General features: G+C 33.1%; 14 protein-coding genes, 1 pseudogene and 1 riboswitch. Of the genes and pseudogenes, 14 read left to right on the top strand and 1 reads right to left on the bottom strand.

Going from position 1 to position 18,737, the window contains the following annotated elements:
- Positions 1 to 264: 264 nt before the first annotated feature.
- From QWY99_RS01365 to QWY99_RS01410, 10 genes are all read left to right on the top strand, one after another.
- Positions 265 to 3,111: a TonB-dependent receptor plug domain-containing protein gene (locus tag QWY99_RS01365; protein WP_290260087.1), complete on the top strand. Its 2,847-nt coding sequence runs from the start codon at positions 265 to 267 to the stop codon at positions 3,109 to 3,111.
- Between the two features lie 479 nt (positions 3,112 to 3,590).
- Positions 3,591 to 3,779, top strand: coding sequence for a hypothetical protein (locus QWY99_RS01370; protein ID WP_290260089.1), 189 nt, complete (start codon positions 3,591 to 3,593; stop codon positions 3,777 to 3,779).
- A gap of 61 nt (positions 3,780 to 3,840) precedes the next feature.
- On the top strand, positions 3,841 to 5,133 hold the full coding sequence (locus QWY99_RS01375; protein WP_290260091.1) for an O-acetylhomoserine aminocarboxypropyltransferase/cysteine synthase family protein: 1,293 nt from the start codon (positions 3,841 to 3,843) through the stop codon (positions 5,131 to 5,133).
- Between the two features lie 126 nt (positions 5,134 to 5,259).
- On the top strand, positions 5,260 to 6,360 hold the full coding sequence (locus QWY99_RS01380; protein WP_290260093.1) for a homoserine dehydrogenase family protein: 1,101 nt from the start codon (positions 5,260 to 5,262) through the stop codon (positions 6,358 to 6,360).
- Between the two features lie 664 nt (positions 6,361 to 7,024).
- Positions 7,025 to 7,228, top strand: coding sequence for a hypothetical protein (locus tag QWY99_RS01385; protein ID WP_290260094.1), 204 nt, complete (start codon positions 7,025 to 7,027; stop codon positions 7,226 to 7,228).
- A 188-nt stretch (positions 7,229 to 7,416) separates the two neighbouring features.
- Positions 7,417 to 7,524, top strand: a riboswitch (SAM riboswitch).
- Between the two features lie 80 nt (positions 7,525 to 7,604).
- A complete protein-coding gene (locus tag QWY99_RS01390) occupies positions 7,605 to 8,567 on the top strand; it encodes an alpha/beta fold hydrolase (protein WP_290260096.1) in 963 nt (320 codons plus the stop codon).
- Positions 8,568 to 8,594: 27 nt separating this feature from the next.
- Positions 8,595 to 11,009: a bifunctional aspartate kinase/homoserine dehydrogenase I gene (thrA, locus tag QWY99_RS01395; RefSeq protein WP_290260098.1), complete on the top strand. Its 2,415-nt coding sequence runs from the start codon at positions 8,595 to 8,597 to the stop codon at positions 11,007 to 11,009.
- 118 nt (positions 11,010 to 11,127) lie between these two features.
- Positions 11,128 to 11,577, top strand: coding sequence for an OsmC family protein (locus QWY99_RS01400; RefSeq protein ID WP_290260099.1), 450 nt, complete (start codon positions 11,128 to 11,130; stop codon positions 11,575 to 11,577).
- A gap of 93 nt (positions 11,578 to 11,670) precedes the next feature.
- Complete coding sequence (locus QWY99_RS01405) at positions 11,671 to 12,843, top strand: trans-sulfuration enzyme family protein (protein ID WP_290260101.1); 1,173 nt, start codon at positions 11,671 to 11,673, stop codon at positions 12,841 to 12,843.
- 189 nt (positions 12,844 to 13,032) lie between these two features.
- A complete protein-coding gene (locus QWY99_RS01410) occupies positions 13,033 to 13,443 on the top strand; it encodes an RrF2 family transcriptional regulator (RefSeq protein ID WP_290260103.1) in 411 nt (136 codons plus the stop codon).
- A gap of 69 nt (positions 13,444 to 13,512) precedes the next feature.
- Here QWY99_RS01410 and QWY99_RS01415 read toward each other — a convergent pair whose 3' ends face one another.
- Entirely contained in the window at positions 13,513 to 14,295 is a 783-nt protein-coding gene (locus QWY99_RS01415) for a sulfite exporter TauE/SafE family protein (protein WP_290260105.1), read from the bottom strand.
- Between the two features lie 246 nt (positions 14,296 to 14,541).
- Between QWY99_RS01415 and QWY99_RS01420 the strand changes: the two genes are divergently transcribed.
- The 4 genes and pseudogenes from QWY99_RS01420 (at position 14,542) to QWY99_RS01435 (ending at position 18,737) form a co-directional block, all read left to right on the top strand.
- A complete protein-coding gene (locus QWY99_RS01420; RefSeq protein ID WP_290260108.1) occupies positions 14,542 to 15,477 on the top strand; it encodes a sulfite exporter TauE/SafE family protein in 936 nt (311 codons plus the stop codon).
- 16 nt (positions 15,478 to 15,493) lie between these two features.
- Positions 15,494 to 16,213, top strand: a pseudogene (locus tag QWY99_RS01425) (phosphoadenylyl-sulfate reductase); the annotation flags it as partial.
- 260 nt (positions 16,214 to 16,473) lie between these two features.
- On the top strand, positions 16,474 to 17,373 hold the full coding sequence (cysD, locus tag QWY99_RS01430; RefSeq protein WP_290260110.1) for a sulfate adenylyltransferase subunit CysD: 900 nt from the start codon (positions 16,474 to 16,476) through the stop codon (positions 17,371 to 17,373).
- A gap of 119 nt (positions 17,374 to 17,492) precedes the next feature.
- The gene (locus QWY99_RS01435) at positions 17,493 to 18,737 is read left to right on the top strand and encodes a sulfate adenylyltransferase subunit 1 (protein WP_290260112.1); all 1,245 of its coding nucleotides are present in this window, start codon (positions 17,493 to 17,495) and stop codon (positions 18,735 to 18,737) included.

Raw genomic sequence — 18,737 nt, forward strand, 5'->3', positions numbered from 1 at the left:
GTTTAGAAAATAAATTGAATTTTGTTTGGTAGACTAAAAAATAGTTCGCAAATTTGCCATATCAAAAGAAAAGAAAAATGAAATTTACAGTAAACAATATGATGTCTTGTATGATGCCGGAGTATTCCGCAGAGACGCTATTGTAGTTATTTTTCAAAAAAATATACATAGAGCCTCTGCAAATTGCAGGGGCTTTTTTTGTTTATACAAGAAATAAAAGAACAAACCATTTTTAACCAAACAATAATAAAACAGTAAAAAGTAATGAAAAAGAAAGTAGTATTAGTTTTAGGGCTTTTGACGTTTTCAGGGATTTATGCTCAAGAAAATAAAAAAGAAAAAGACACTTTACAGAATAATGAATTATCTGAAGTAACGATAATTGGTTCTAGAAGTAAAAACAGAGTAAAAACAGATGTGCCAGTGCCAATTGACATTTTTAATATTTCTGAAATAACAAAAGGCGCTCCACAAACCAGTGTAACTCAAATTTTAAATTATGTTGCTCCGTCGTTTACAAGTAATCCAACATCAACAGCAGATGGAACCGATCATATAGATCCGGCACAATTAAGAGGGCTAGGACCAGATCAGGTTTTAATACTTGTAAATGGAAAAAGAAGACATACCAGTGCATTGGTTAATATCAATGGGGCTCCAGGAAGAGGTTCAGTAGGGACAGACTTAAATGCAATACCATCATTTGCAATTGAGCGAATAGAAGTTCTACGAGATGGGGCAGCTGCTCAATATGGTTCAGATGCAATTGCAGGAGTGATTAATATTGTATTGAAAAAGAATGCTAATTTTCTTTCAGGGGATGTTCAATATGGAGCAAACATCTCTTCTGGATCAAATAACTTCAAAGGAGGAACAGACGGTCAATCTGTACAAGTAGACTTAAATTACGGAACCTCTTTAGGTAAACAGGGAAGTTTCTTAAATGTTACAGGTAGTGCTGTTACAAGACAGGCAACTAGTAGAGCTGGAATTAGAAGTAACAACATATTTAATGCTTACAATGCAGTTGAATATAGAGCAGCTCAGAATGGAGTAAATATTAATTCGTTATTCAGCAATATTAATACAACGCCAAATTCAGCTCAGATTATTAACTCCTTGAAACAATATGCACCACAAGTTGGCTATTTTACACCAGCACAACAAACTGCAATTTCTTCAGCAAATAGCATCAACCAGTTACAAACTGCATTAGGTTTTGATGTAACTAATAATGAGATTAATTACAGAGGACAAGCAAGAAGTGATTATAATATGAGCGTTGGACAGTCAGAATTGGCATCTGGACAATTATATTATAATGCTAAATATCCTTTAACAGAAATTACTTCATTGTATTCTTTTGGAGGTGCTTCGTATAGAAATGGAAAATCGTATGCTTTTAACAGACTGCCAAATGGTTCTGGTACATTTACACAAGTATATGCAAATGGATTTTTACCAGAAATTCAATCGGATATTTTAGATCTATCTTCAGCAGTAGGAGTTACAACTCAATTGTTTGGTTTCGATACTGATATTAGTACAAATCTAGGAACAAACTCTTTTAAGTATGATGTAAACAATACTATAAATGCAACTTTGGGAACAAATTCTGCAGATAGTTTTTATGCAGGTAAAGTTTCTTTTTTACAAAGTACGACCAATTTAGATTTAAGTAAAAAGTACGATGTGTTAGAAGGGTTGAATGTTGCATTTGGTGGAGAGTTCAGATATGAAAACTACCAAATAAAACAAGGGGATGAAGCATCTTATGGGTTGTATGACGTAAATGGAAATATTGTTTCAGGAATTTTGCCAAGTAACTCACCATTGATTGTAACCGATTTTTTTGGAAACAAACGTGGAGCTGGAGCACAAGGATTCTCAGGATTTCAACCTTCAGATGCTAAAGAAAAAGATAGAAAAAGTGGTGCTGCTTATATCGATTTAGAATTAAATGCAACAAAAGATTGGCTTTTAAATGGAGCCGCTCGTTATGAGAACTATTCAGATTTTGGGAGTACAGTTACTTTTAAATTAGCATCTCTTTTAAAACTAACGGATAACATCAACTGGAGAATTTCTGGACAAACAGGATTTAGAGCGCCATCATTGCAACAAAAATATTTTGAAAGCAGTTCAACGCAATTTATTAATGGTTCTCCATATCAGGTAGGTTATTTTACAAACGATTCCCAAGCAGCAAAAAGTATTGGTGTTGAAAATCTAAAAGCCGAAACATCTAAAAGTATTAGTACTGGATTTACTTTTAAAATTCCAGACGCTAATATAACAATAGCTACAGATGCTTATTTTACAAGAATCGATGACAGAGTTGTTTTAACAGGACAATATTCAAGACCAACCGATGCGCAAATAAGTGGAGCAACATCACCAGAACAAAAAGATGCATTGACATTGTTTCAACAAGCATTTGATTTAAAAGGGGTTGAAAGAGCTTCGTTTTGGACAAACGGTATTAATTCAGAAACTAAAGGAATTGATTTAGTAATTTCTCAGAAGTATAACGTGATTCAAGATTTCACAATCAGAAATGATTTTGCTTTAAGTTATAATACGACAAAAAGAGTTGGAGAATTAAATGTGCCACAATCAATTATAGATGCTGGTGGAGATCCTTATAAATATTCGTTTTTCCCTGAGTCAAGCAGAGTTTATTTAGAAGAAGCTATTCCTAAATTGAAAGCGAACTTAATGACAACTTTCAATATAAAAAAACTAGATATTTATTTAAGAAATAGCTATTTCGGAAAAGTTACAGATCCAGGAGCAACAGATGTAAATTTAGATGGTTTCTCTTCTGTTTATGAACACCCAGAATATAGCGCAAAATTAGTTACTGACTTATCTTTCGGATATCAGGTTAATGAGCATTTAAGATTGACATTAGGAGTTAACAATATTGGAGATGTTTATCCAGATAGAAATAATCCGGCAACTCCAGCATTTACAAACACAACTCCAACATTGTCGCCAGCTCCGAGTACAGATTTGAGCAATGCGAATCAATTTGCTTATTCTAGAGCGGTATCGCAATTTGGATTAAACGGACGATTTGGTTTCGCACGTTTAAGTTTTAAGATCTAATTTAATTTGTTGGGTGTACATGTTGTAAACAAAATAATGCACCCAACAATTGTATAATTAAAGAATAGATTCCATATTGGGTAATGTAAGATATTTTAAGGTTTTACCTCGATCAACTTACATTACCTATATATCGTCTAAAAGGGAAACAAGAATTTGGAGGTCCTGCTTATTCTCAAATTATTAAGTGATTTTGCAATTAGAAAAAATAATTGCAAAAAAGTAAGTTTAGATTTGGTAAATAGAAATATAGTAACTACTTTTACTCTATCAAATTAGTAGAATTAAAAAATAAAACAATTTTATAAAAATGAAGACAATAGCAAATAAAATGATGATGTGTTGTATGATGCGTATGTGCATCCCAATTTGCTATTGCCAAAAGTGAAAGATTAAATCTTTGTTATAGTTAGAACTATACGCCCTTTTGGTAGCCATCCGAAAGGGCTTTTTTTTATCCTTTAACTTAAATTAGAATCATGAAAACACTAAATATAATTTCAAAAAAAACACAGTCTTTATTAAAGACCAATTTTAAAAGAATTTTCAGCATCATACAAAACAAAAGAGTTACTACTGTCAAAACAAAAGGTGGATTATATTCAAGTGAATCAAATTCATTGTTGTTTCAAATGTATCTCCATGAAGACGAAGATCTTTTTATATAAAAAAAGGATAGTCAAGAAATATAAATATACAGTCTATTAATTAACTAAAAAAAATAAAATCATGAGCACACAAAAATTCGCAACAAACGCATTACACGCAGGACACGACGTTACAAAAAATGGAAGTACACGCGCAGTTCCAATTTATCAGACATCTTCTTATGTTTTTAACAATTCAGATCATGCATCCAATTTATTTGGTCTTGCCGAAGCTGGTTTTATTTACACAAGATTAAACAATCCTACAAATGATATTCTAGAACAACGTCTAGCGGCTTTAGAAGGCGGAATTGGTGCTGTTGTTACGGCATCAGGAGCATCTGCCATTGCAACCACCTTTTTGACCTTGCTTAAAGCGGGAGATCATATTGTGGCTTCGAATAGCCTTTACGGAGGAACCTATAATCTATTAAAAGTTACTTTGCCAAGATTAGGAATTACAACCACATTTGTAGATCCATCAAATGCTGAAAACTTCACAAAAGCAGCAAAGGAAAATACTAGGGTATTTTTTGTGGAATCATTGGGGAATCCAAAGCTAGATGTATTGGATTTAAAAGCAATTGGAACAGAAGCAAAAGCGTTCAAGGTCCCGTTTATAGTTGATAATACCGTTCCAACACCATATTTACTTAATCCAATCGAGTATGGAGCAAATATTGTAATTCACTCTTTAACTAAATATATTTCGGGTAACGGAACTTCTTTGGGAGGAGCAATAATCGATGCAGGAACTTTTGATTGGGCAAACGGTAAATTCCCCGAGTTTACAGAGCCTTCTCCAGGTTACCACGGATTAATATATAATGAAGCATTAGGAAATGCAGCCTTTATAGCTAAAGCACGAATTGAAGGCTTGCGTGATTTTGGATCGGCATTGAGTCCATTTAATGCTTTTCAGATTATCCAAGGATTAGAAACATTACCAATTCGTATTAAAAAGCATAGCGAAAATGCATTGGCACTAGCCTCTTGGTTAGAGTCGCAAGATGAGGTTGTTTGGGTGAACTATCCTGGATTGAAATCAAATAAATACTATGACCTAGGACAGCAATATTTACCAAAAGGACAAAGCGGAATCATAACTTTTGGTTTAAAAGGAGGTTTTGAAGCTGCTAAAAAAGTAGCTGATGAAACTAAATTATTCTCGCTTCTGGCAAATATTGGGGATACCAAGTCATTAATCATCCATCCAGCTAGTACAACGCACCAACAATTATCTGAAGAGGAACAAGTTTCGACAGGCGTTTCAAAAGATCTAATTCGACTTTCAGTAGGAATAGAAGATATCGACGATTTAATAGCCGATTTACAAGCGGTTTTTAAAAGCATAAAAAGTGCTCAGTTAGCATAAATTAAAAATTTGGTTTTTGTTTTTTGTTAGAAAAATTGCCTTTAATCACGTGAGCAGGGTTAAAGGTGATTTTTTTAAAAGGAATACACACAACCAGCCTCAGAATACAATAAAAAAGAAGAAATTATGTCAAAGCTTAAAATAAATATCATCCTTTTTGGAATAGGAAATATAGGTAGTACTTTAATAAATCAGATCATAGAGAGCCAAGTGTTTTTTAGCGAAAACAAAAGCATTGATTTGAGGTTTCCAATAATAACCAATTCAACATTAGCATTTTTTGAGAAGGAAGGCGCAGAGAATGCATGGGAAGCTAATTTTGTACATCTAGCCATTCCTTTTAAAGTAGATGATATTATTGCTTTTGCAAAAGAAAATGCATTCGAAAATTTAATAGCCGTAGATGCAACAGCAAGTGATGAATTAGTAGATCATTATATTCCATTAATTCAAAACGGATTTAATATTGTGGCAGTAAACAAAAAAGCCAATACATTACCAATCAATTTTTATAAAGAGTTAAGAGATAATCTTAAAAAACACGACAAAGAGTTTTTATATGAAACCTCAGTAGATACTGGTTTTCCAGTATTACAAACAATTCGGGATTTATACAACTCGGGTGAGAAAATAACAAAAATACGAGGTGTTTTTTCAGATTCATTAAGTTATGTCTTTAATAGATTTTCTTCAGAGGACACTGGTTTTTCTGAAATACTAAAAGATGCCCAAAAATTACAGTTACTAACCTCAGATTACGAGAGTGATTTATCAGGTAATGATGTGGCCGAAAAACTGCTTATACTTACCAGAGAAATTGGAAAGGATTTTGAATTATCAGACATAAAAATTAGCCCAATTTTAGATCATAATCAATATGAGATAAATGCAAAGACAAAGCGTGTGCTTAATAAAGAAGTATTAGATAAAACTTTTAAAATTGCAAAAATCACACAGGCCGATAATCATGTTTTGAGATACGTAGGAGAGTACACTACTTTGGAAAATAAACTAGAGGTTAAATTGGTTTCGGAATCTACAAAAACAGCAATTGGAAAATTAAAAGGATCGGATACTATTTTTGAAATCTATACACAATCTTATGGAAATATTCCGATAGTTATACAAAGTGCAGCTGCAGGAAGAGAAGCAATAGCCCGAGGTGTTATTACAGATATCTTAAAAGTTGCCGAAAAAATAAAAAATAAAGAAGCTATTTGGGCTTAGAAATTGTAAGAATTGAATTTTATATTCAATTTTTTTTTGATTAAAATTGAGATGTTCTTTGAAATTTATGTTTAGTGAAATAATTTTTTAAACTGCTGATGGTTAAATTTATAGCCTATTGTAAAGTATTTTGCCGTTGAAAAACAACATTTCGTCGTTTTTTTGTTTTTTAATGCAAATTTAACGTCAATTTATCATTAAAATAAGGATTCTGGCTTGGTTAATCCGGAAATATGTCGCATATTTGTTAAACCAAAAAGATACCAAAAATGAATTTTAATATTTGTAAAACGAATAAGGTCATGTCGGAGAAATCCGTAGGGAAGTCTATTGCTTAGAATTATATTTATACAATTATATAGCAAAGCCTTCCAATACATTTGGAGGGCTTTTTTTTTGGATTACGCAAATGTTGAAATTTTTTAAAATAAAAAATAATATTAAAATGAATTATAACTCGAAGTTTAAGATGATGCTGAATGTCGCGCTTATTTGCGTACGCGTTCATTGATTCCAAAAGTATAATAAGTTTAAACGACTTTAACCCTTTTGGCATAATTCCCAAAAGGGTTTTTTTATGGCATCGAGATTCATTTAATAAAGACAAACACAAATAGAAAACACAAATAGAAAACACAAATAAACAATTATAAAAACACACGTTATGAGCACTCAAAATTACTTCGCAAAAAGGTTCGGATTCTTGAAATTTTTCAGAACTAAAAAAAGTATAATCATCCAAACTACAAATGAATTGGCACACCCAAGATTTGGGATGGAAACTACTGATGAGACTGCAGGAAAAAAAGCACCTAATTCTTTGCTTTTCTTGATGTATTCTACAGAGAATGAAACATTATTTATTTAAATTAAAACTTTAAATAAAATACAAGTCAACAAGAAAAATTTTCTGGATATTCGTGTCCAGCGGTTGCTTGTACGTGACTGTTTTGTTTGAACTATTTTGTAAACAGACCAAAATCAAATGAATAAAAAATTTGGTCGTTTAAGAAAATAGTAGTTTATTTGTGCCATTAAGTTCAAAAACGTATTGAAATGTTATAAAGAAAGGACGAGGGATTAGACCCTATGAATCCTTAGCAACCCTTCGATTTATCGAAGAAGGTGCTGCATTCTACCACGCCCAACGTGGAAAGATAACACAAAGAATTTTTCTAGCCTAGCTCTAGTTTTTTCTTTTTAATATTTCCATGTACAAATCAAAAATTACAAAAGATTTGAAATTGGAAAATAAAACCAACCCGATTACATTAAGCAATTTTGTCACCGAAAGCGGTGCTTCGTATGCAACGATTAACCTAAGTTATGAACTTTTTGGTTTGCCGTTACACACTGCACCTATAGTTTTGGTAAATCATGCATTAACAGGAAACGCTCAGGTTACGGGCGAGAATGGTTGGTGGAACGACTTGATTGGAGACAACAAAACAATTGATACTTCAAAATATACTATTCTGGCCTTTAATGTTCCAGGAAATGGATATAATGGTGCCTCAATTGAGAATCATGCTGATTTTACTGCCAGAGATATTGCTCGAATTTTTATAAAAGGAATTGAGTTCCTAAATATCGATCAGTTGTTTGCAATTATAGGCGGTTCTGTAGGCGGCGGAATTGCATGGGAAATACTAGCATTAGAACCTCAAATCACTAAACATTTAATACCGATTGCAACCGATTGGAAAGCTACCGATTGGTTAATTGCTAATTGCTATTTGCAAGAGCAAATCTTGAATAACTCTTCAAAACCAATAGAAGACGCAAGAATCCATGCCATGTTATGTTACCGATCACCTGATTCTTTCAAAGAAAAGTTCCAGAGAACTAAAAATGAAGAACTAGCGATCTTTAATGTAGAAAGCTGGTTGGGACATCACGGTAAAAAGTTGCAAAAAAGGTATCAAATCTCATCCTATAAATTAATGAATCAGTTGCTTAAAACAATTGATATTACAAGGAATACAGCTGATTTTGAAACATTGTTGTCCAAAACAACTGCCGATATCCATATCATAGGAATTAACTCAGACTTGTTTTTTACAGCAAAAGAAAATCAGGAAACTTATCAAGAATTAAAAAAGTTCAAAGAAAATGTTTCTTATAACGAAATAGATTCTGTTCACGGACATGACGCTTTTTTAATCGAGTACAAACAATTAGATAATTTGCTTGCATCTATTTTTTAGAGCAACATAAAATACAACACAAATACAATGAAAATATTAAAATTTGGAGGTAAGTCTCTATCAAATGGGGAAGGACTTAATAAAGTAGTTTCTATAATTATAGATAAAATAAATCAAGGTGAGAAAATTGCTGTAGTAGTTTCTGCTCGTGGAAAAGCAACCGATGAGCTAGAAGATATATTGACTATAGCTTCAAAAAATGGAAATTACAAACCATTACTTGAGAGTTTTAAAACATATCAGATTTCTGATTATAAAAATGTTGACTTCTCTGAAGAGTTTGAAATTTTGGATAAGCTTTTTGAAGGAGTTAGTTTAATTGGTGATTACAGCAAAAAGATAAAAGATCAGATTCTCTCAAAAGGAGAATTGCTTTCGGCTAAATTGTTAACTGCGATTTTAATCGAAAAAGGAGTTCCTGCAAATTTTGCAGATTCTAGAGAGTTGCTTAAAACCGATTCTAAGTTTGGTGATGCACAACTTTTGGAGCAATTATCAAAGAAAAACGTAATCAATTATTTTAAGCAACATAACGGATCTACAGTTAATGTTGTAACTGGTTTTATTGGGTCAAACAATAATAATGATACAACCACTTTAGGAAGAAACGGTAGTAATTATACTGCTTCACTATTAGCAAATTATCTAGATGCTGAAGAGCTTCAGAACTTTACGCATGTTGATGGTATTTATACTGCAAATCCTGATTTGGTAAGTGATGCTAAAAAAATCGAATATTTATCATTCAATGAAGCAAATGAGTTAGCAAACTTTGGAGCTACTATTTTACATGCGAAAACCATAATTCCGTTAATCGAAAAAAGTATTCCGCTTCGTATTTTAAATACTTTTAATCATGAAAACCGCGGTACATTAATCACATCAGATTCGGATAAAGAAGGAATTAAAACACTTTCGGTATTAGAGAATTTATCATTGGTAAATCTTGAAGGTCGTGGATTACTTGGTAAAGCAGGTGTAGATGCTCGTATTTTTAAGGTAATGGGTGATAATGACATTAGTGTTAGTATCATTTCGCAAGGTTCGTCAGAAAGAGGAATCGGACTTGTCGTTGCTACAGATAAAGCAACAACAGCAATGATTGAATTAGAAAAAGAGTTTGAAAATGATTTTTATTCTAAAGATGTTAATCAGATTACAGTAACAGATAACGTTTCGGTTATTTCTATAATCGGACAGGATTTAAGTACTTTCCATAAGCCATATACTGCTTTAATTAAAAATAAGATTGTTCCAATTTTGTTTAACAATACAGTTACGGGTAAAAACGTGAGTTTGGTGGTGAAAAAATCGGAACTTCATAAAGCCTTAAATGTGATCCACGGAGAGATTTTTGGAGTTTCAAAGAAAATTAATATTGCTGTTTTCGGTCACGGATTAGTGGGGGGAACTTTAATCAATCAAATTTTGGCATCTGCGGCAAGCATCGAAAAACGTAAAGATGTTAAGTTGAATGTTTTTGCAATTGCCAATTCTAAAAAAGTACTTCTGAATAAAAATGGAGTTACTGAAAATTGGAAAAATGATGTTGAAAACAATGGAGTTGCTTACACGATAAATGATGTTATCGCTTATGCTAATGAGAATCATTTAGAAAATTTAATTGCCATTGATAATACAGCAAGTGCTGCTTTTGTGGAGAATTATATTTCATTGGTAGAGAGTAGTTTTGATTTGATTTCTTCGAATAAAGTGGCAAATACACTTAGTTATGGTTTTTACAAAGAGCTAAGAAAAGCATTGGCTGATAACCAAAAAAATTATTTGTATGAAACCAATGTTGGAGCAGGATTGCCATTAATTGATACCATAAAACTATTGCATCTTTCGGGAGAAAATATCACCAAAATAAAAGGGGTTTTCTCAGGAACGTTGAGTTATTTATTTAATAATTTCTCAGCTAAAGAAGTGCCGTTTAGTGAGATTTTGCAAGAAGCAATCGAAAATGGATATACAGAACCAGATCCGCGTGAAGATTTATGTGGGAATGATGTTGGTAGAAAATTACTAATTTTAGCTAGAGAATTAGATTTACAAAATGAGTTTGAAGAAATTTCGATTCAGAATCTAATTCCAGAACATTTGCGTGAAGGAAATGTTTCGGATTTCTTAACTAAATTAAAAGAATTTGATCCAATTTATGACAAGATAAAAAAGGATCAAAAACCGAATCATGTGTTGAGGTACATCGGCGAATTGTCTGGTGATTTACAAAATGACAAAGGGGTTTTGGAAGTGAAATTAGTTTCTGTACCTTCGGATACAGCATTAGGAGGATTAAAAGGATCTGATTCTTTTTTCGAAATTTATACAGAATCTTATGGAGATAGACCAATCGTAATTCAAGGAGCGGGAGCAGGTTCAGCAGTAACTGCAAGAGGAGTTTTTGGAGATATCTTGAGATTGTCGGATAAAGAGTAATCCCCCTTGCCCCCGAAAGGGGAAATAATAGGAATGATTAAAAGATTTATTAATTAAATAGGGACGACCTCCAGTCTTAGCTCCCTTCCCTTTGGGGAGGGTTGGGGAGGGGAAAAACATGAAAGTAACCTTAGACAGAGTAAACGATGCGTTTCATTTTAAGCTCAAAAATGAACGTGGTCATGTAGTTGATGTAGATAGCAGAGCCGAATTTGGAGGAAGCGATTTAGGTGCAAGCCCAATGGAATTAGTATTGATGGGTGTTGCAGGATGTAGCGCAATTGATATGATTTCGATTTTAAAGAAACAACGTCAAGAAATAACTTCATTTAAAGCTGAGGTTGAAGGTGAGCGTGTGCAAGTGGGAGAAGCAAAACCTTTTAAAGAAATCTTTGTAGTTTTTTATTTAGAAGGAGATATCAATCCAGAGAAAGCACAGCGAGCAGCACAACTTTCTTTTGAGAAATACTGTTCAGTTGGTAAAACAGTTGAACCAACAGCTACAATTAAATATAAAGTTGTTTTGAATGGAATCCCCCTAACCCCCGAAGGGGGAACCAGCAACTAATACATTTTTTTGCATATAATTATAATATAAATTTCTCCGCATTAGTCTCCCTCCCCTTTGGGGAGGGCTAGGGTGGGGATAACAAACAACACAATGAATACAGAAGAATTTGGTTTTGAGACTCAAGCCATAAGAACACAATTAGAAAGAACACAGTATTTAGAGCATTCGGTGCCATTATACCTATCATCAAGTTTTGTATTTGAAGATGCAGAAGATATGCGCGCTTCTTTTACAGAAGAAAAAGAAAGAAATATTTATAGCCGTTTCAGTAATCCAAATACAACTGAATTCGTAGATAAAATTTGCAAAATGGAAGGAGCAGAAGCAGGTTATGCTTTTGCAACAGGAATGGCAGCAGTGTATTCTACCTTTGCCGCTTTATTAAATTCAGGTGATCATATTGTGTCTGCAAGTAGTGTTTTTGGATCAACTCATGCATTGTTTGTTACTTATTTTCCAAAATGGAATATTGAGACTTCGTATTTTGATATTAACAAACCCGAGACGATTGAGAGTTTTATTAAACCCAATACAAAAATTTTATATGCTGAGTCGCCTACAAATCCAGGAGTTGATGTAATTGATTTGGAGTTGTTGGGAACTATTGCTAAAAAACACAATTTGATTTTAATCATTGATAACTGTTTTGCAACACCATACATTCAGCAACCTATAAAACACGGGGCGCATTTGGTTGTGCATTCGGCTACTAAATTAATAGATGGTCAGGGGCGTGTTTTAGGAGGAGTAACAGTTGGAAGAGAAGATTTAATAAGACAGATTTATTTGTTTTCAAGAAATACAGGGCCTGCATTGTCTCCTTTTAATGCTTGGGTTTTGTCTAAAAGTTTAGAGACATTGGTTGTACGTGTTGAGAAACATTGTGAAAATGCATTGAAAGTTGCCGAGTTTTTAGAGGGGCATCCAAATGTGAAAAGTATTAAATATCCATTTTTGAAATCGCATCCACAATATGAAATCGCTAAGAAGCAAATGCTTTTAGGGGGTAATATTATTGCTTTTGAAATCAATGGTGGAATTGAAGCGGGTAGAAAATTTTTGGATAAAATAAAGTTATGTTCCTTATCGGCTAACATCGGTGATACGAGAACAATCGTAACGCATCCTGCTTCGACTACACATAGTAAATTGTCTGTAGAAGATCAATTAGCGGTTGGAATCACACAAGGTTTAGTGCGTGTTTCTGTTGGTTTAGAAACTGTAAAAGATGTAATTGCCGATTTAGATCAAGCGCTATCTTAGTAGAAACGGAATGATGCTTAATGGTGAGTTTCTCATTGAAATTGTACGCAATTAAGCATCATTTATTATTCTTTTGTAATTCTTCACTCAAAAAGTATATTTTTGTCGTTGCAAAAAGCTGTAGTGATTATGGATTTAATCTAATAAAAAGCTATAATTTTTAATCAGCAAACTTAAAATATTTTTAAAATGCTTTCAAAGAAAACAAAATACGGAATCAAAGCGCTTACTTTTTTAGCAAGGCAGGAAGATCAAACACCTGTACAAATTGCTGAAATTGCTAGAAGCGAAAATATTTCTATAAAATTTCTTGAGAGTATTTTGTTGTTGCTTCGTAATTCTGGGTTTCTTGGCGCTAAAAAAGGAAAAGGCGGAGGATATTACTTGATAAAAGATCCTAAAGACATTAGCATGGCAAAGGTCTATCGTATTCTCGAAGGACCAATTGCATTGTTGCCTTGCGCCAGTCATAATTTTTATGAAAAATGTGATGATTGTGAAGATGAAACAAGATGCGCAGCCAGACGATTAATGACTGAAATTAGGGATAATACTTTAAAGGTATTGGAGAACAATTCCCTTGCAGATATAGCTTTTTAGGTAAAATATCGATAAACATAAAAAAGACCATTTCATTGAAATGGTCTTTTTTATGTTTAAACTTTTAGTCTAAAAAATCAATTTGTATCCAGCTAGAAAAAGCATTACAGCAATTGCATTTCTAAGAAATAAATCAGGAACCTTACCGCTTAACATACTTCCGATGAAAATTCCCGGAAGAGAACCCATTAACAATTGAGCGAGTAGTGTTAAATCTAAATTACCCATTGAGGCATGTCCTAGTCCTGCAACAAGAGTTAGAGGAACGGCATGGGCAATCTCAGTTCCTACCAATCTTGGTGTTGCTAAAAGTGGGTAAAGGAAGAATAGCGTAACAGTTCCTAATGCGCCTGCACCGATTGAAGTAAGTGTTACGGTTGCTCCGAGTAATACACCAATTGCAACAGTTAGTAAGTTTTGAGTTTTACTTTCACTATGAAATTTATCTCCTGCATGTCTTTGTGAAAACACTAACAATTTCTTTTTGAATAAAATGGCTACTGATGTAAAAAGTAATGCCCATCCTAAACTATATTTTATTACAGAATTTATAGTCGTAATATCTGTTTTAATGCTATTTAGTATCCATAAGGTTAGTAAAGCTGCAGGGACGCTACCTAAAGTTAGCCAACCTGTAATTGTCCAATTTATATTGCCCTTTTTGTGATGTACAAATACGCCTCCCATTTTGGTAAAAGCGGCATATAATAAATCGGTTCCTACTGCTGTTGTTGGGGGAATACCGAACCATAATAAAATTGGAGTCATTAAAGAGCCACCTCCAACGCCTGTTAATCCAACTATAAATCCGACCAGTAAACCTGCAATTACAAGACCTATTTGAAAATCCATAAAAATAATTTGGATAAAAATAATAACAATTTGATTATAATCCTATAGATCTGGTAGACATTAGGAAAAAACTAACATTAATAGGTTAAAATGTGTTTTATATTTTATTAAGCTTATTTATTGTGGTTTTAAGGTGAATTAAGATGTAACTTAAAGAGAACTAGAACGATAAAAAAATTAAAAATTATTTTGATATTTAGAAATAAGTAGTAATTTTGCACTGTAATCTACTAACCCGATAGGGTAATGGATTTTAAAGTAAAAATGAATATCAGGAAGATGGAAAAAGAATTGGAATTAAATACTATAGCAACAAAATCAGGGGGATCGTTTTCGAAACAATTATGGGTTATTATTCCTGCTACATTATTGTTGGGTTTAATTTCAGTATTAATTTATAATCATCATGCTGATTTTTCATGGCAAGGTTTTCTAAATGGATTTGATCAAGAATTTTTGGTATTTTTCTTTATTGGAGTTTTTGCGCAATTAGTAGATGGAACATTGGGAATGGGTTATGGAGCGACGTCTACTTCTTTTTTATTGGCTTACGGAGTTTCTCCAGTAGTTAGTAGTGGCGGAGTTCACGTAGCAGAGATGTTTACTACAGGAGCATCAGCAATATCACATCATAAGTTTGGAAATATTAATAAAAAGTTGGTTAAGAATTTATTGATTCCAGGTGTTTTGGGTTCAATTACAGGAGCTTATTTATTATCTGATGTAATTGATGGAGATGTTATAAAGCCTTTTATTGCTGTTTATATGATTGTATTAGCAGTAATAATTATTAGAAAAGCATTAAATAAAAATATAATTAAAAAGAAAACCAAGCGTCTTGGGATCTTGGCAACCTTCGGAGGATTTATGGATTCTATTGGAGGTGGAGGTTGGGGACCAATCGTAACTTCTACATTGTTAGGAAGAGGTAGAAATCCTCGTTACACAATTGGATCGGTTAATGCAGCTGAGTTTGCAGTTTCATTTGCAAGTGGTGTAACATTTATGCTTTTTGGAGGAATCCATGGATGGCAAGTTATTATAGGTTTGATTTTGGGTGGTGTAATCGCCGCTCCTCTTGCTGCTTTTTTAGTAAACAAGATTCAAAGAAAACCAATGATGGTGGCAGTAGGGATATTAATTATCCTTTTGAGTTTAAAAACATTATCTAAATTATTATAAGGATTTTTTAGAAAAAAATAAGAATATGAGTGCAACAGATATTACATCGTTACTAGTTAAAACAAAAGATCTTTCTCTTGAAGAAACATTGATTTTTTTGGCTAATGAATACAAAGAGAAAGTAGTTTTTTCGACTTCGTTTGGTCAGGAAGATCAGGTTATTACCGATTTTATCGCTAAAAACAATATTGATATTACCATTTTTACTTTAGATACAGGTAGATTATTTCAGGAAACATATGATGTGTTTCACCGAACATTAAAGAAATATAAAAAACATATTGAGGTTTATTTTCCAGAGGCAACAGCTGTAGAGAATTTGCTAAAAACAAAAGGACCAAACAGTTTTTACGAATCGGTTGAGAATAGAAAAGAATGCTGTTTTATCCGAAAAGTTATTCCTCTTAAAAAAGCTTTAGCAGGAAATGCAGTTTGGATTACAGGTTTAAGAGCAGAACAATCGGAGAATAGATATGATTTACAGTTGTTTGAATATGATGCTAATTTTGAGATAATTAAATTTAACCCATTGTTAAAGTGGTCTTTACAGGAAGTTGAGGATTATTTACAAGAACACAATGTCCCTCAAAATGCATTACACAAAAAAGGATTCGTAAGTATTGGATGTGCACCATGTACGAGAGCAATTTTACCAGAAGAAGATATTAGAGCCGGAAGATGGTACTGGGAGTCAAGTCATAAAGAATGTGGTTTGCATAGCGCGAAGAAAGAGTAGTTTCTTAGTCGCAGTTTTCAGTTTTCAGTCGCGGTTTACAGTCGCAGTGTCATCCTGAGCGGAGTCGAAGGACAGTCGCAGTTAGCAACTTTCAACTTGCAACCTGAAACAAAAAAATAAACAGTCGCAGTGTCATCCTGAGGGGAGTCGAAGGACAGTCGCAGGATGAAACAAAAAACAAAAGAATAGATTAAATAATAGTTTGAAGAATTTCGGGATAGCTCACAATAACCTGAAACTTGAAACAAAAAATAGCAATAATGAGTTCAGTATTAAAAACAAATGCTTTAGAGAGTGAAGCAATTTACATTTTCAGAGAAGTAATATCGCAATTTGATAAACCAGTCCTACTTTTTTCTGGGGGAAAAGATTCGATTACTTTAGTACGTTTAGCACAAAAAGCATTTTTTCCAGCCAAAATTCCATTTCCATTATTACATGTTGATACAGGACATAATTTTCCTGAAACAATTGAATTTAGAGATAAATTAGTTGAAGAATTAGGATTGGAATTAATAGTAAGAAATGTTCAAGATGCTATTGATGAAGGTAAAGTTGTTGAAGAAACTGGTAAGTATTCTAGTAGAAACAGCTTGCAAACAATTACACTTTTAGACGCTATCGAAGAATTTAAGTTTGATGCTTGTATTGGTGGTGCACGTAGAGATGAAGAGAAAGCAAGAGCTAAAGAACGTATTTTTTCTGTTCGTGATGATTTTGGTCAATGGGATGAGAAAAACCAACGTCCAGAGTTATTTGATATTTTGAATGGTAAAATCGAAAATGGACAAAACGTACGTGTTTTTCCAATTTCAAACTGGACTGAATTAGATGTTTGGAGTTATATCGAACAAGAAAAAATTGAAATTCCATCTATTTATTTTTCACACAAACGTAAAGTTTTCTTGAGAGACGGATTAATCTGGTCGCACTCAGAATTTGTATATCAGGAAGAAGATGAGCAAATCGAAGAAAGAATTGTTCGTTTTAGAACAGTTGGAGATATGACTTGTACTGCAGCAGTTGATTCGTATGCAGCAACAATACAGGAAGTAGTTGGAGAAATTAGAACATCTACAATTTCTGAAAGAGGTGCCAGAATTGACGATAAACGTTCTGAAGCAGCAATGGAGAAAAGAAAACAACAAGGATACTTTTAATCCCCCTAACCCCCGAAGGGGGAATGTAAGGATTGAATAAAAAATAAAATAATAATAGTATTTCCGTTTCTGCTCCCTTCCCTTTGGGGAGGGTTGGGGAGGGGAAAAATAGATAAGATATGGAAGTTTTAAAAATAGCAACAGCAGGAAGCGTAGATGACGGAAAGAGTACTTTAATCGGAAGATTATTGTATGATACAAAGTCATTGACTACAGATAAAATCGAAGCAATTGAAAAAAGTAGTAAACTAAAAGGATACGATTATTTAGACTTTTCTCTTGCAACTGATGGATTGGTAGCAGAAAGAGAACAAGGAATTACTATTGATGTAGCTCATATTTATTTTTCGACTGCTAAGAAAAGTTACATTATTGCTGATACTCCTGGGCACGTAGAATATACTCGTAACATGGTTACGGGAGCTTCAACTTCACAAGTTTCAATCATTTTAATTGATGCTAGAAAAGGAGTAATCGAACAAACATACCGTCACTTTTTTATCAATAATTTATTGAGAGTAAAAGAGGTTATTGTAGCGATTAACAAAATGGACTTAGTTGATTATTCTGAAGAAGTATTTAATAAAATCAAAGCCGATTTTCAGGCATTAAATGCTAAAAGTACTTTTAAGGAGCAAAACGTAAGTTATATTCCGTTAAGTGCTATCAACGGTGGAAACGTAGTTGATAAGTCAGAAAACATGAAATGGTACGATGGGCAAACTGTTTTGGAACATTTAGAAGCTTTAGAGCCAACAGATGTTTTTGAAAAAGGAAAAGCACGTTTCCCAGTTCAAACAGTTATTCGTCCGAAGACAGAAGAGTACCATGATTTTAGAGGATACGCAGGTAAATTATATGGGAATTCAATAAAAGTAGGAGATGCTGTAACAGTTTTACCTTCATTAACAGAATCTAAAGTAAAGCATATTCACTTTTTTGATAAAAAATTCGACGAAGCAATTGCTGGTTCTTCAATAACAATTGAATTAGAAAACGATATCAATGTAACTAGAGGAGATATGATTGTGAAATCGTCAGAGCTTCCAAAAATAGAGAAAGATATCACAACAACAATTTGTTGGATGGACTCAAAAAAGTTAGTTCCAGGAACAAAATATATCGTTCAGCATAATACAAATAGAGTTTTGGCAAAAGTGGAAAGTATTAAAAATACAATTGCAACTGATTACTCAGGTACAACCCCAGCAACTCAGTTAGCCATAAACGAAATAGGAGAGGTGACTATTAAATTAAGTAAGCCTTTATATTTTGATGCTTACAATGATAATAAATCAAACGGAGCATTTATCCTGATTGATACTGCTACAAATACAACTGCAGGAGTAGGGTTTATTCGATAA

Source organism: Flavobacterium branchiarum (assembly GCF_030409845.1).
Taxonomy (GTDB): domain Bacteria; phylum Bacteroidota; class Bacteroidia; order Flavobacteriales; family Flavobacteriaceae; genus Flavobacterium; species Flavobacterium branchiarum.

Coding starts and splice junctions, on each gene's coding strand:
- QWY99_RS01365 (WP_290260087.1), top strand. CDS start 265: ATGAAAAAGAAAGTAGTATTAGTTTTAGGGCTTTTGACGTTTTCAGGG.
- QWY99_RS01370 (WP_290260089.1), top strand. CDS start 3,591: ATGAAAACACTAAATATAATTTCAAAAAAAACACAGTCTTTATTAAAG.
- QWY99_RS01375 (WP_290260091.1), top strand. CDS start 3,841: ATGAGCACACAAAAATTCGCAACAAACGCATTACACGCAGGACACGAC.
- QWY99_RS01380 (WP_290260093.1), top strand. CDS start 5,260: ATGTCAAAGCTTAAAATAAATATCATCCTTTTTGGAATAGGAAATATA.
- QWY99_RS01385 (WP_290260094.1), top strand. CDS start 7,025: ATGAGCACTCAAAATTACTTCGCAAAAAGGTTCGGATTCTTGAAATTT.
- thrA (WP_290260098.1), top strand. CDS start 8,595: ATGAAAATATTAAAATTTGGAGGTAAGTCTCTATCAAATGGGGAAGGA.
- QWY99_RS01400 (WP_290260099.1), top strand. CDS start 11,128: ATGAAAGTAACCTTAGACAGAGTAAACGATGCGTTTCATTTTAAGCTC.
- QWY99_RS01405 (WP_290260101.1), top strand. CDS start 11,671: ATGAATACAGAAGAATTTGGTTTTGAGACTCAAGCCATAAGAACACAA.
- QWY99_RS01410 (WP_290260103.1), top strand. CDS start 13,033: ATGCTTTCAAAGAAAACAAAATACGGAATCAAAGCGCTTACTTTTTTA.
- QWY99_RS01415 (WP_290260105.1), bottom strand. CDS start 14,295: ATGGATTTTCAAATAGGTCTTGTAATTGCAGGTTTACTGGTCGGATTT.
- QWY99_RS01420 (WP_290260108.1), top strand. CDS start 14,542: ATGGATTTTAAAGTAAAAATGAATATCAGGAAGATGGAAAAAGAATTG.
- cysD (WP_290260110.1), top strand. CDS start 16,474: ATGAGTTCAGTATTAAAAACAAATGCTTTAGAGAGTGAAGCAATTTAC.
- QWY99_RS01435 (WP_290260112.1), top strand. CDS start 17,493: ATGGAAGTTTTAAAAATAGCAACAGCAGGAAGCGTAGATGACGGAAAG.